The organism is Actinorugispora endophytica (assembly GCF_004363075.1).
Classification (GTDB): domain Bacteria; phylum Actinomycetota; class Actinomycetes; order Streptosporangiales; family Streptosporangiaceae; genus Actinorugispora; species Actinorugispora endophytica.
Genome location: NZ_SNYN01000023.1, coordinates 1 through 13,619 on the forward strand (window position 1 = coordinate 1; position 13,619 = coordinate 13,619).

Here is a 13,619-nt window from a genome sequence, read left to right on the forward strand (position 1 = left end):
CCCAACCCCCCCCCCCGGGGCGCGGGGGGGGGGGGGGGGGGGCCCCCCCCCCCGCCCCCCCCCGGGGGGGGGGGGGGGGGGGGGGGCCCCCCGGGGGGGGGCCCCCCCCCCCCCCCCCCACGACCTACACCGCCGCCGGCGCCGCCGCCTCGTTGAGTCTGCGCAGGGCCGCGCGCGCCACCTCGGGATCGGTGGTCCCCCAGTACGGCGGCAGGGACGACCTCAGGAAGGACCCGTAGCGGGCGGTGGCCAACCGCGGGTCGAGCACCGCCACCACTCCCTTGTCGCTCATGGAGCGCAGCAGCCGCCCCGTCCCCTGGGCCAGCAGCAGCGCGGCGTGGGTGGCCGCCACCGCCATGAACCCGTTGCCGCCCGCGGCCCCGACCGCGCGCTGGCGGGCCGAGGCGAGCGGGTCGTCGGGGCGCGGGAAGGGGATGCGGTCCACGATGACCAGCTGCAGCGACGGCCCCGGGACGTCCACCCCCTGCCACAGCGAGAGCGTGCCGAACAGGCAGGTGGCCTCGTCCTCGGCGAACTCCTTGACCAGCTGGCCGGTGGAGTCCTCGCCCTGGCACAGGATCGGCTGGTCCAGGCGCTCGCGCAGTTCCTCGGTGGCCTGGCTGGCGGCGCGCATCGACGAGAACAGGCCCAGCGCGCGGCCTCCGGCGGCGTCGATCAGCTCGGCGATCTCGTCCAGGTAGCGCGGGTCGAGGCCGTCCCTGCCGGGGGTCGGCAGGTGCTTGGCGACGTACAGGATGCCGCTGCGCGCGTGGTCGAACGGCGACCCCACGTCCATGCCGCGCCAGCGCGGTTCGCCCTCGGTCGCCGAGCCGGGCGCCCCGGCCTCCGGGGCGGGTTCGCCCTCGGACCGCTCGGGCACCGGGGGCGGCGCCTGGTCGCGCTCCCGGCCCAGTCCCCACTGCACGGCCAGGGACTGGAAGGAGCCGCCCAGCGCGAGCGTCGCCGAGGTGAGCACGGTGGTGCGGTCGCCGAACAGCTTCTCGCGCAGCAGCCCGCCCACCGCGAGCGGGGCGACGTGCAGGCTGGGCGCCTGCCGACCGCCCTTGGCCAGCCAGACGACGTCCTGCCGGTCGCGCAGCGGCGGCTCGAAGGACTCCAGGACGCGCACCGCCGCGCGGTGCACCTCCTCCAGCGCCGCCAGCGCGAACCTGCGGGCGCTGGCCGCGTCCGGGTCGTTCTTGTTCTCCGGACCGACCGAGGAGACGCACGCGTGGGCGGCGTCGCGCACGCTCGCCACGGCCCCGGCCAGCGCCTCGGGGATGTGGTCGATTCGGCCGGGCTCGGCGTCGGTGAAGATCATCGAGAGGCCGTCCGCCGTCTCCGCGAGGCGCTCGGTGAGCTCGACGTCGCACACCCGGGCGGCCCGCTTGGCGGCGGTCGCGACGGCCTTCTCGCTGAGCGCGCCGGTGGCCACCGAGGTCACCCGGTCGACGAGTTCGTGGGCCTCGTCGACCAGGAGGAGGTCGTGCTCGGGGAGGAGGTGGTAGCCCTGCATCGCGTCGATGGCCAGCAGGGCGTGGTTGGTCACGACGATGTCCACCTCGGTGGTCTCGGCGCGGGCCTGCTCGGCGAAGCACTCGGTGCCGAAGGGGCACGCCTGCGCGCCCATGCACTCGTTGGCCGCCACCGACACCTGCCGCCAGGCCAGGTCGCTCACACCCGGGACCAGCTCGTCGCGGTCACCGGTGACGGTCTCCTCGGCCCAGGAGTGCAGCCGCTGCACCTGCCGGCCGAGCGAGGACAGCGCGCGGGGGTCGAACAGCTCGGTCTCGTCCGGGTCCGCGCCCGCGGTGTCCAACCGGTGGCGGCACAGGTAGTTGCGCCGTCCCTTGAGGATCGCGAAGGTGGGCTCGCGGCCCAGCAGCGGCCGCAGCGCCTGGGCCAGGCGCGGAAGGTCGCGGTCGACGAGCTGGTTCTGCAGCGCGATGGTGGCGGTGGAGACCACGACGGTGGTCTTCTCGGCGAGCGCGTGGCGCACGGCCGGGACCAGGTAGCCCAGCGACTTTCCGGTCCCGGTCCCGGCCTGCACGACGAGGTGCTCGTCGGCCTCGATGGCCTCGGTGACCGCCTTGGCCATCGCGACCTGGCCGTCGCGCCGCGCTCCGTCGAGCGCGCGCACCGCGGCGTCCAGCAGTGTTTCGACGTCGGGAAGATCAGGCACGCATGCGACAGTACCGGCCCCGGGGCCCGGCCGGAGCCGGTTGTCCACAGCCCCCGCCGGCTCAGGGCCGGGGCTCGACCTCGGTGGTCAGCTCGTCGTGCAGGAAGCAGACGTGGTCCCGCACGTCCAGGCCGTCCTTGAGCGGATCGGGGAAGCACCAGGCCGCGTCGGCGAGTTCGCGCCCGTCCAGGCGGACGCCGAAGTAGGCGGCCTCGCCCTTGTAGGGGCAGTAGGCGCGGGTGGCGCCGGGGACCAGGACCCCGTCACGGACGTCGCCGCGCGGGACGTAGAGGCGGTTGGGCAGGCCGGTCTCGGACAGGACCCTGGGCCGGTCGGTCAGCGCGACGACCGCGTCCCCGAGCGAGACCCGCACGCGCCTGGCGGACCGGCGGACGTCCACCCGGTGGTAGGGGTCGCGCAGATGCCCGCGCACCCGCTCGTCCTCGTCGTACCAGGCGTCGGCGGCGTCCCAGTACATGGCGGCCAGACCGCTCAGCCACGCGGCCTCGGCCCTGGGTTCGGGGTAGGACCACACCGCGTCGGGGAAGACGCTCTCCCCCGCGGCCAGCGTCCGGTAGACCGCGTCCCCCTTGTAGGGGCAGTGCGTGGTGTGGTCGCTGTCGCGGAGCAGGGACCGGTCGAAGTCCTCCACCGGCGCGTACAGAACGGGGAGCAGCCTCGTCTCGTGCAGCAGGAGGCCCCGTTCCGTGTCGAGCACGGTCCGGCCGCCGCGCTCGGCGCGCACCCGCCGCGGGAAGGGGTGCATGAACAGCGCGTGCTCGGGGCGTTCGAGCCGGTAGTTCACCGTCGCGGGCGGACGCGCCGACAACGGCCCCCCGCCAAGAGTCAGCGACATGCCGACCTCCTCGTCTCGTGGTGGCACGTCTTCCCTACCCGGGGACGCCTCGCGTCACCCGGGTTCCGGGGCCGGTCGGGCATCGGCGCGTCCGGCGGCCGAAGGGCACTCCCCGGGAAACGACGAAACGACCCCGTGAGGCGGTCGAGAACCGCCGGACGGGGTCGTTCCGAAGTCGAGTGGACCTGACGGGACGTCACTCGAACCCGCGGGGCGAAGCCCCGCACCGGGGGTCTGGGGGTCGCCCCCCAGGAGAAACGACGAGACGACCCGGCGAGCGCGGTCACGCGCGAGCAAGGTCGTCTCGGAGTCGAGTGGAGCTATGGGGATTCGAACCCCAGACCTCTTCCATGCCATGGAAGCGCGCTACCAACTGCGCCATAGCCCCTTGCGACGGGACCCACTCTACCGGATTTCGGGAGGCGGTCGACACCATTCCCGGCGAGGCGGCCCCTCGGCCTCCCCCCTGTCCACCCGGGGCGCGGGGGATCCCGGGGCCGCGCGGGCGGGGCCGGAGGCCCGCGCGGCCCCGCCGGATGTCCGTGGCACGGCGGTCCGAGGGCCGGTCCCGCCCCCGCTCGGAATGATCATGGGCTTTCCGCCCTTCCCGGCCCCGAAAAGGGCAGAAAGCCCAAGAGCGCCAACGAATGCGCGAATCACCCCCGCGCGGGAACTTCCCTAGCCGGCGTAGGTCTCGAACTCGGCGACGCGCGGCGTGCCGTCCGAGCTGGTGATCTCGAAGTTGATCTTCCGAAGCGTCGTCGGCTCGATGGTGATGGCGCCCGCTCCGCTGCCGGTGGCCAGGACGGCACCGGTGTCGTGGTCGACGACCCGCCAGGAGCCGATGTTGCCTTCGGCCCCGGCCGCCTCGCGGATGTTGATCGCGGACACCGTGGTGTCGGAGCCCCACTTGACCGAAATGCGGCCGGTCGAGCCGCTCGGCGACCAGTAGGTGCCCATGTCGCCGTCGGTGACGTTCCCGTAACTGGTCCCACTGGCCTTGCCCGAGCCGTCGGCCCCGGCCCCGATGCTGAGGTTGCTCCCGACGGGAGGGTCGGTGGGGTCGGGGTCGGGATCGGTCGGGTCGGGATCGGTCGGGTCGGGGTCGGTCGGTTCGGGGTCGGGGTCGGTCGGGTTCTCCGCTTCGCAGTCGCCGTCCGAGACCCGGTTGCCGCTGTCCGCGCCCGCGGTCTGGTCCACCACCTGCGGCACGCAGCCGGCGTCGTCGAGCTCGTAGAAGTACGGAATGCTCACCGACGTGGTGGACTGCGGATCGGGTCCGGCGGGGTAGTTCTCGTCCCCCTCGCCGGACCAGGTCACGTTGTCGAAGATGTTGCCGCCGACCTCCCAGGAGCCCCTCTCATCGGTGTAGAAGGTGCCCAGGACGTCCTTGGAGTCCTCGAAGTAGTTGTTCTCCACCTTCGCGCGGGCCCCGGCCCGGGAGTTGATGCCGGACTCGTGGAGCTCCGTGTAGTGGTTGTTGTACATGTGCCCTATGCCGCCGCGAAGCAGGGGCGCGCGCGAGTCGATGTTCTCGTACCGGTTGTGGTGGAACGTGACGTAGCCGTTCGAGCGGTCGCTCTCGCTGGACCCGACGAGACCGCCACGGCCGGAGTTGCGCAGGACGCTGTAGGAGAGGGTGACGTACTGGGTGTTGTTCTTCATGTCGAAGAGGCCGTCGTAGCCCTCCGACTCCCCGCCCGACGCCTCCAGGGTGACGTGGTCGACCCAGACGTTGCGGACGCCGCTCTCCATCCCGATGGCGTCACCGCCGTTGGACGTGGGCGAGCCGGACTTCTTGACGTTCCGGACGGTCACGTTCTGGATGATGATGTTGTCGGACTCCCGGATGTGGATGCCCAGCTGGTCGAACACGGCTCCGCTGCCGGTGCCGACGATCGTGACGTTGCTGATCTTCTTGAGCTCGATCACGTCGTCGGCGGTCTCGCAACCGTCGCCCGACACCTTGGAGGTGTTGCCGTGGTTGATGGTTCCTTCCACCTCGATGATGATCGGGGTGCTGGTGCTGGGCCGATTGCACAGGGCCTCGTGGATCTGGGTTCCGGTCGTGGCCCGTACCGTCTGGCCGCCCGCTCCGCCGGTGGTGCCGCCGTTCTGGGTCGCGTAACCCGTGGCACTGCCGGTCTGCGCCGATGCGGAGGACATCGGCAGGGCCAGACCGGCCGCCACCACGGTCGCGGCGGCCAGCGCCGGCACGAGTCGACGCCTGGTTGATCGTCTCACTGCTCACCCTTCGTAGTGAAGCACGAGCTTGACGTGCTTTACTCGAGAGTAAAGAAAGCGCTTTCCATGTCAAGGGGGTAACGCGGACGTTTCTGGGAAGGCCAAAGCCTCCGGCCGCCCCGTACGCCCTTGTCCTGCGATTTCATCGGCGTCGGGCGTCGGAATCGGGATCGGGTGACTCCAGGCGCGTGATCGGTCGGACCGCCTCATCGACGGCGCGGCAGGCCGGACGCCGGCGCCAGGCCTTCCGGCGGGCCCGCAGAGGCCCGCCCGCACCGCCGATCGGCGCGGCCCCGGCCGCAGGGGGCGCCCCGGGGGTCAGGGGTCTTCTCCGGCGGAAAGACGAAACGACCCCGCGAGGAGGACGAAGACCTCGAGCGGAGTCGTTCTGAAGTGGAGTGGAGCTATGGGGATTCGAACCCCAGACCTCTTCCATGCCATGGAAGCGCGCTACCAACTGCGCCATAGCCCCTTGCGGGAGTCGAGCCGGGGTCACCCCCTGTCGACTCCCTGAACAATAGCGGAATCCGCGGCGTTCGTCGAAACGGTCAGCGGTCGTCGCCCAGGACCCGGTCCTCGGGAAGGGTCCCCGCGTTGTGCTCCAGGAGGCGCCAACCGCCCAGACGCCGGGGACCGAGCACCGACCACGAGCAGTTGCTCAGCGAGCCCAACGCCTCCAACTGGTCGGCCGGCAGGCCGAGCATGGTGTGGATGCCCGCGCGCAGCGCCGCGCCGTGGCTGGCGACCACGAGCACGCCGTTCTCCGGAACCTTCTCCAGGCCGCGCTGGATCGCCTCGGCCACCCGGGCGCCGACGGCCGGCATGTCCTCGCCGCCCGGGATGTCCATGGTCGGGAGCTGCTCGGGCCAGCCCGCGCGGATCTCGGCTCGGCTCAGGCCCTCCCACGGTCCGCCGAAGCGCTCCCGCAGCGCCGGGTCGTGCGCCACCGTCAACCCGGTGAGCCCGGCCAGGGCGTTGGCGGTGTCGGAGGCCCGCTGGAGGTCCGACGCGATGATCGCGTCGGGCCTCAGCAGGGCGAGCAGCCGCGCCGCCTTCTCGGCCTGGGCGAGACCCGTCTCGTTCAGCGGGATGTCGATCTGCCCCTGGAACCGGTTCTCCACGTTCCAGTCGGTCTGTCCGTGGCGCCAGCAGACGACACGACGGGTTTCGGTCACAGGTTCACTCCTGAAGGGGGATGGGCGGGTGCGGAACCGGCTCAGGCGTCCTCGGATCCGCGGACGGCGCCGCGGGACTCCTTGGGCAGGGTGATCTCGGGGCAGTCCTTCCACAGTCGCTCGAGGCCGTAGAAGCCGCGCTCCTCCTCGTGCTGGATGTGCACGACGAGGTCGACGTAGTCCAGGAGCACCCAGCGGCCGTCGCGTTCGCCTTCGCGGCGGACGGGCTTGGCCCCGGCCTCGCGCAGGCGGTCCTCGACCTCGTCGACGATGGCGCGGACCTGGCGGTCGTTGGGTGCGGAGCACAGGACGAACGCGTCGGTGATCACGAGCTGGTCGCTCACGTCGTAGGCGATGATCTCCTGGGCGAGTTTGTCGGCCGCGGCCGCGGCGGCGATGGTGACGAGCTCAACGGCCCGGTTCGTGGCGGTCACGAGTGGTAGCTGCCTCCTGTGGGCCCCTACCCCGCCACCTGATCATCGAGGTAGAGCCCGGTCTTGTTGATGTAGCGGACAATGCCATCGGGTACCAGGTACCAGATGGGTTCGCCCTTCCGGACGCGCTCCCGACACTCGGTCGAGGAGATGGACAACGCGGGGATCTCCACGAGGGAGACCTTTCCTTCGGGCAGTCCGGGATCCGCGAGCGGGTGTCCCGGCCGGTTACAGCCTACGAAATGCGCGAGTTCAAAGAGTTCATCCGCGTTGTGCCAGCTCAGAATAGCGCCCAGGGCGTCCGCGCCGGTGATGAAGAAGAGCTCGACGTCAGCGCCGTAGTACCGGCGCATCTCGCGCAGCGTGTCGATGGTGTAGGTGGGCCCGTTCCGGTCGATCTCCATGCGGCTCACCCGGAACTGGGGGTTCTCCGCGGTGGCGATGACCGTCATCAGGTAGCGGTGCTCCGCCGGGGTGACCCTGCTCGTCTTCTGCCAGGGCTGTCCGGCGGGCACGAACAGGACCTCGTCGAGGTCGAACAGGTGGGCGACCTCACTGCCCGCCACGAGGTGCCCGTGGTGGATGGGGTCGAAGGTGCCGCCCATGATGCCGACCCGGCGCGGTGCGGCGGGCCGCCGGAGATCAGGGCCTGGCGTGGTCGTCGTCTCGTCGGACACGGTCGTCGCTCTCGTTTCGACCTCGGGCGGTGTTCCGCGGAACACACCCTGCTGTCTGGTTTGGTGTTCAGTGTCGAGATTAGTCGGGACGCCGCCCGGACGAACGGGCAGCCCCGCCGACACTCCGAAAAACGCGTCATATCTCGTTTGCCGAAACCGTGGATTTGCGCGGGGGTCACGCATAGCATGCGGACATGTCCACTACGCCTGACCGCACCCGCGTCCGCCTTTCCGACATCTCCTCCCGCGCCTACGAGCATCCGGCCGACCGCGGCGCGCTGGTCGCGCTGCGGTCGCTGCGCGGCTTCGACGAGGTGTTCAAGCGCATGTCGGGCCTGTTCAACGAGCGCGCCCTGCGACTGATGTTCCTGGCCAGCGCGGTACGCGTGAGCGAACGCCAGTTCCCCGACGTCTACGACTACGTCCGCGACGCCGCCTACACGCTCGACCTCAAGCAGGTACCCGAGCTCTACATCCAGATGAACCCGCAGCCCAACGCCATGGCGATCGGCAGCAACAAGCCGTTCATCGTCATCACCACCGGCCTGTTCGACCTGCTCGACGCCCAGGAGCAGCGCTTCGTGGTCGGCCACGAGGTGGGGCACATCCTGTCGGGGCACGCCGTGTACCGCACGATGCTGCTCGCCCTGATCCGGCTCGCCACCCGGGTCGCCTGGATTCCGCTGGGCTACATCGGCCTGCGCGCGATCGTGGCGGCGCTGGAGGAGTGGTACCGCAAGTCGGAGCTGTCCTGCGACCGCGCGGGCCTGCTCGCCGCCCAGGACCCCGACGCGGCCAAGCGCGCCCTGATGAAGATGGCGGGCGGCTCGCGGCTCGCCGAGATGAACGTCGACGCGTTCCTGGAGCAGGCCAAGGAGTACGACGCCGCCGAGGACGTGCGCGACGGGTTCCTCAAGCTCCTCATCACCCAGGGGCACACCCACCCGTTCGCCGTGATCCGGCTCGCCGAGCTGGACCGCTGGATCAAGGAGGGCTCCTACCAGCGCGTCCTGAACGGCGACTACCCGCGCCGCGACACCGACTCCGACACCCGGATCGGCGACGAGGCGCGCAACGCCGCCCGTTCGTACAAGGAGTCGTGGGAGCGCACCTCCGACCCGCTGGTGGGGACGCTGCGCGACGTCGCGGGCAGCGCGGCGAGCGCCGGGGGCAAGATCTTCGACACGGTCGCGGACCGCTGGAAGAACGGCTCCGGCAACCGCCGCGACGACAACGGGGCCGCCTGACCCGACCCGTCCCGCGCCCGGTTCCACCGCCCCTGAGCGTCCGGCGGGACCGGGCGCTCCGCTGCGCGGAGGCGGCGGAGTGTTTTCCCACCTCGGGAGCGGGTAGACGCGCGGAGGCGTACCGGGATCCTTTTCGCATTCAGCAGATCGCGGCGGTGGATTTCCGAGGAAGAAAAGCCGACATAAGGAAAAACAACCTCGTGGCCGCCCTGTGAGCAACCCCATAGCGGAATACCTCCGGCGATTTCGCGCCCTCGTTCCACTTCGGCTAGAGTTTCGGCCAGCCTGCCATCCCGGCCTGCAGATTCGCCTCCCAGGACCCTGAGGTCGGCCGGAACAGCCGATCACGGACCTTTTCCGGTCCGACGGGGCCGTTCGGGCCCGGGAGCGATCGACTTTCTCGGAGAAGCCCGGAATTCCGGGCCGGTGAACCGGCGAACCGATCAGCGGCGCCATGAGAGTAGAAAGCAGGGGCTCGGGTCCGTCCCCCAAGCGGTCACCGCTCACCACCGGCCCGATGCCCCCGCCACACAACCGCGACGGGGGAACGGATGTCCATAGAGGTAACCGTCATTATTCCAGTCCACAACACATCCAAGGGTGTGCTGGACGGGCTGGAGTCGCTTCGCGCGCAGACCATGCCGCGCTCGCGCTTCGAGGTCGTCTACGTCGACGACGGCTCCACCGACGACACGGGGGAGATCCTCGACGCCGAACTGGCCGGCGAGGAGAACTTCTCGGTGGTGCACACCGAGAACTCGGGATGGCCGGGCCGTCCCCGCAACATCGGCATGGACCGCGCCCGCGGGGAGTACGTCTTCTTCATGGACGACGACGACCGGCTCGGGGCCGAGGCGCTGGAGCGCCTGGTCGCCAAGGCCCGCGAGGACTCCGCCGACATCGTCATCGGCCGGATCGCCGGAGTCGGCCGCAAGGCCCCCCGCGAGATCTTCCAGAAGCCGATGTCCGGCGGGACCCTGCGCAAGAACCACATCCTGCTCACCACTCTGACGGTGCAGAAACTCTTCCGCCTCGGCTTCGTCCGGGAGGCCGGCCTGCGCTTCCCCGAGGGCAAGGTCCGGCTGGAAGACCACATGTTCATGCTGCCCGCGTACCTGAAGGCGAAGTCCGTCTCGGTCGTGCACGACTACACCTGCTACTACTGGGTGCGGCACAAGGACTTCGGGAACATCTCGTACCAGCCGCTGGAGCCGGTCGGCTACTTCGACAGCGTCGAGCGGATCATCGACATCATCGAGGCCGAGACCGAGCCCGGCGCGCTCCAGGACCGCCTGCTCGCGCACTGGTACCGCTCCAAGGTACTGGGCCGGGTGCAGGGCAACTCCTACCTGAAGCAGCCCGAGGAGTCCGCGCGCGAGCTGCACTCCGTCATCGCGTCGCTGGTGGAGCGCCGGATCCCCAAACGCCTGGACGCCAAGCTGAACTCCTTCTCCCGGCTGCGCGCCGCCGCGCTCCGGACCGGGCGGCCCGGACTCGTCCGGCGGATCGCCGTCTTCGAGGCCGACCTCGCGCACTCCACCACGGTGACCGGTTTCCGGTGGGCCGGGGAGAAGCTGCACGTGGACGTCGAGAGCACGCTGGTCCGCAAGAGCGACCAGCGCCCGCTGGAGTTCGTGCGCGAGGGCGAGTCGGTGTACTGGGACCTGCCGGGCGAGCTCGCCGAGGTCGAGTCGGTCCGGGCCGCCGCCGAGATCAGCCCCCAGTTGAAGAAGCTGAACCTGCGAGCGTTCGCGCGCAACTCCGCGATCGGCGCGGACGTGACGGTCCCGCTCCCGTTCACCCTCGCCGAGGCGCCCGGCAGCACCCCGGACCGCCGCGCCGTCCGCCTCACCGGAAGCGTCGAGATCGACGTCGCGCACGGCAACCTGGGCTCGGCCCTCTCGGGGCAGTGGTGGTTCGTCTCCCGGATCGACCTGGCGGGGACCAGCACCGACCACACGCTCGGCCCGTTGCGCCGCCCGGGCTCCGAGGAGGGGCGGACCCCCGCCTTCGTCCGCCTGGACGACGGGACCTCGGTCCTGGCCAACCCCTCCTACAACGAGAAGGACCACCTGGTGGTCTCGGTCGACGGCTCCTGGCGGGACCTGGGCGAAGCGGTCCGCGAGGCCCGGAGGTCCACGGTGGTGGCGCGCGACGGCCGGCTCCGGCTGCGCATCCCCCTGGCGCTGCACGCGGGCGACCAGCGGATCACCATGCCCCTGCGGCTGATCGGCCCCGAAGGCGGCGTCGAGGGGACCGCCAGCGTGCTGACCGAACCGGCCGACGACGCCGGCACTCCGCCCGGCGCCGTGCTCTCGGCGGAGCTGACCGGCATCCCCCGCCAGGGCCGCTGGCAGCTGGCGGTGGGCCCCGAGCAGGAGGCCGTCCCGCTGGGCATCGAGCTGTCCCGCTCCCTCGGCCGCTGGACCGTGGGCGTCCGGCGCCCGCCCCGCGCCCGCGCCCTCGCCCGCCGCGCCTACCAGGGGCTGCGCCGCCGCGCCGGAAGGGTCCTGCGGAGGATGGGCCTGCGCCGCTGACATCCCGCGCCCGCGATGGTCTTGGGCTTTCTGCCCGTTCCGGGGCCTGAAAGGGCAGAAAGCCCATGATCGTCGCGGGCGGGCCGCCGAACCACCTCCGCGCCGGAGACTCCCTAGCGGACGTGCCCCTCGCCGGTGACCACGTACTTCGTGGAGGTCATCTCCGGCAGTCCCATGGGGCCGCGGGCGTGCAGCTTCTGGGTGGAGATCCCGATCTCCGCGCCGAAGCCGAACTCGCCGCCGTCGGTGAAGCGGGTGGAGGCGTTGACCATGACGGCCGCCGAGTCCACGCGGGAGACGAAGCGGCGCGCGGCGGACTGCGAGTCCGTCACGATGGCCTCGGTGTGCGACGAGGAGTAGGCCCGGATGTGCGCCACGGCCTCGTCGAGGGAGTCCACGACGCGCGCGGCCAGGTCCAGGGACAGGTACTCGGTGGTCCAGTCCTCCTCGGTGGCCGCCACGACCGCGTCGTCGTAGCCGCGCACCCGCTCGTCCCCGTGCACGGTGACCCCGGCCTCCTTGAGCGCGGCCAGCGCCCGGGGCAGGAAGGCGTCGGCGACCCCCGCGTGCACCAGCAGGGTCTCGGCGGTGTTGCACACCGAGCACCGCTGGACCTTGCTGTTCATCGTGATGGCCAGCGCGCGGTCCAGGTCGGCGGCCTCGTCCACGTAGACGTGGCAGTTGCCGGTGCCGGTCTCGATGACGGGCACGGTGGACTCGTTCACCACGGTCTGGATGAGCGAGGCGCCGCCGCGCGGGATCAGCACGTCCACCAGGCCGCGCGCCCGCATCAGGTGCTTGACGGAGTCGCGGCTCAGGCCCGGCACCATCTGGACCGCGTCCACGGGGACCTCGGTGCCCTCCAGCGCGCCCCGGATCACGTCGGTGATGACCGTGTTGGAGGAGTACGCCGAGGAGGAGCCGCGCAGCAGGGCCGCGTTGCCGCTCTTGAGGCACAGGGCAGCGGCGTCGACGGTGACGTTGGGGCGGCCCTCGTAGATGATGCCGATGACCCCGAGCGGGACCCGGACCTGGCGCACCTCCAGCCCGTTGGGCAGCACGTTGCCGCGCACGACCTCGCCGACCGGGTCGGGGAGCTCGGTGACCTCGCGGACGGCGTCCGCGATCGCGCCGACGCGCTCGGCGGTGAGGGTGAGGCGGTCGATCATGGCCTCGCTGGTGCCGTTCTCCCGCGCCTTGGCGGTGTCCTCGGCGTTGGCCTTGACGATCTCGTCGGCGCGTGCCACGAGGGCGTCGGCGACGGCCAGCAGCGCGGCGTCCTTGGCGGCCCGCGTGAGCGGGGCGAGGTCGGCAGCGGCATCCCGGGCGCGCTCGGCGACCTCGCGGACGTCCCGCTCGATGTCAGTCATGGTGGTGTCTCTGCTTTCTGGTAGTTACTCGTCGAAGGCGTCCGTCTGGACGGCACGGGTGAACGCTGTCCATTCTGCCGCCTGGAAGGGCAGGTGTCCCAGCTCGGGGTGCTTGGAGTCCCGAAGCGCGGCCCCTGCGGGGAGGTCCGCGACCTCGACGCAGTTGTCGCCACCTGATGAGTAGGAGGACTTGCGGAAAGTCAGGATCATGAGTCGGCCCGTCTGTCGTGTCCATCGGCGATGGAGCTGATGAGAGCAAGGGATGGCTCCGGCCCCAGCGCCAGGTTCAGCAATGCGTCGGATATCAGCGCATGCCGGTCGAAGTAGGCGGAATCCTCTACATAGAGGGCTTCCAACCCAGTGGGGATAGAGACGATTCCAGGCTCGGGACGGGGAAAGTCGAACAGGGTGAAGGCTCCGTCCATCGCCGTGTGCGCCCCGGTCTCATCGGAAACCACAAGAACCGTCACCTTGTAGTGCGCTGCCATTCCCATCAAGAAACGCAGCTGGGCAGCCATGACCTCGTGTGAACCGACGACCTTGCGCAACGCGGCCTCATCGATCACCGCGGTCAGGTTCGGTCCTCGGGGAGCGTCCAGTACCTGCCGTCGAAGCATCCTGGATTCGGCCTTGCGGTCGATATCGGCGAGGGAAACGATCTGACTGGCCCGGGAGACGGCCGCCGCATAGTCCGGAGTTTGAAGCAGCCCTGGAATCAACACCACCTCATAGGTCCTGATCCGAGGCGGGCGGGGCCGGAGGCCCGCGCATAACCGCCGGATGTCCGTGACGCGGCGGTTCGAGGGCCGGTCCCGCCCTCCCGGAACGATCATGGGCTTTCCGCCCTTCCCGGCCCTGAAACGGGCAGAAAGCCCAAGACCGTCAACAAAACCACCG

11 protein-coding genes and 2 tRNA genes are annotated in these 13,619 nt (G+C 70.8%); 2 read left to right on the top strand and 11 right to left on the bottom strand.

Annotated features, from left to right (window positions below; translation table 11 throughout):
• Positions 1-124: 124 nt before the first annotated feature.
• From EV190_RS19420 to nadD, 8 genes are all read right to left on the bottom strand, one after another.
• The gene (locus EV190_RS19420) at positions 125-2,182 is read right to left on the bottom strand and encodes an ATP-dependent DNA helicase (protein ID WP_133743027.1); all 2,058 of its coding nucleotides are present in this window, start codon (positions 2,180-2,182) and stop codon (positions 125-127) included.
• A 61-nt stretch (positions 2,183-2,243) separates the two neighbouring features.
• Positions 2,244-3,038: a DUF427 domain-containing protein gene (locus EV190_RS19425; RefSeq protein WP_133743028.1), complete on the bottom strand. Its 795-nt coding sequence runs from the start codon at positions 3,036-3,038 to the stop codon at positions 2,244-2,246.
• 315 nt (positions 3,039-3,353) lie between these two features.
• A tRNA-Ala gene (locus EV190_RS19430) sits at positions 3,354-3,426 on the bottom strand.
• A gap of 290 nt (positions 3,427-3,716) precedes the next feature.
• Positions 3,717-5,282 carry a pectate lyase family protein gene (locus tag EV190_RS19435; RefSeq protein WP_133743029.1) on the bottom strand — a complete coding sequence of 522 codons (1,566 nt, stop codon included), beginning with the start codon at positions 5,280-5,282 and terminating at the stop codon, positions 3,717-3,719.
• Positions 5,283-5,681: 399 nt separating this feature from the next.
• Positions 5,682-5,754: transfer RNA gene (locus tag EV190_RS19440), tRNA-Ala, on the bottom strand.
• A 76-nt stretch (positions 5,755-5,830) separates the two neighbouring features.
• A complete protein-coding gene (locus EV190_RS19445) occupies positions 5,831-6,457 on the bottom strand; it encodes a histidine phosphatase family protein (protein ID WP_133743030.1) in 627 nt (208 codons plus the stop codon).
• Positions 6,458-6,498: 41 nt separating this feature from the next.
• Complete coding sequence (gene rsfS, locus EV190_RS19450) at positions 6,499-6,891, bottom strand: ribosome silencing factor (protein ID WP_133743031.1); 393 nt, start codon at positions 6,889-6,891, stop codon at positions 6,499-6,501.
• Between the two features lie 26 nt (positions 6,892-6,917).
• Positions 6,918-7,568 (bottom strand): nicotinate-nucleotide adenylyltransferase, encoded by a 651-nt coding sequence (gene nadD / locus EV190_RS19455; RefSeq protein WP_133743032.1) that lies wholly within the window; start codon positions 7,566-7,568, stop codon positions 6,918-6,920.
• Positions 7,569-7,762: 194 nt separating this feature from the next.
• On the opposite strand from nadD, the gene EV190_RS19460 reads away from it, so the two are divergent.
• Positions 7,763-8,815: a M48 family metallopeptidase gene (locus EV190_RS19460; protein ID WP_133743033.1), complete on the top strand. Its 1,053-nt coding sequence runs from the start codon at positions 7,763-7,765 to the stop codon at positions 8,813-8,815.
• A 551-nt stretch (positions 8,816-9,366) separates the two neighbouring features.
• On the top strand, positions 9,367-11,352 hold the full coding sequence (locus tag EV190_RS19465) for a glycosyltransferase family 2 protein (RefSeq protein WP_133743034.1): 1,986 nt from the start codon (positions 9,367-9,369) through the stop codon (positions 11,350-11,352).
• Between the two features lie 113 nt (positions 11,353-11,465).
• On the opposite strand, the gene EV190_RS19470 is transcribed toward EV190_RS19465, so the two are convergent.
• Genes EV190_RS19470 through EV190_RS19480 form a run of 3 tightly spaced genes read right to left on the bottom strand, consistent with a single transcriptional unit; the run spans position 11,466 to position 13,555 of the window.
• Entirely contained in the window at positions 11,466-12,722 is a 1,257-nt protein-coding gene (locus EV190_RS19470) for a glutamate-5-semialdehyde dehydrogenase (RefSeq protein ID WP_133743035.1), read from the bottom strand.
• A gap of 24 nt (positions 12,723-12,746) precedes the next feature.
• Positions 12,747-12,932: a DUF397 domain-containing protein gene (locus EV190_RS19475; RefSeq protein WP_133743036.1), complete on the bottom strand. Its 186-nt coding sequence runs from the start codon at positions 12,930-12,932 to the stop codon at positions 12,747-12,749.
• Complete coding sequence (locus EV190_RS19480) at positions 12,929-13,555, bottom strand: DUF5753 domain-containing protein (protein WP_279536628.1); 627 nt, start codon at positions 13,553-13,555, stop codon at positions 12,929-12,931. The genes EV190_RS19475 and EV190_RS19480 overlap by 4 nt, the downstream gene beginning before the upstream one ends.
• Positions 13,556-13,619: the final 64 nt, after the last annotated feature.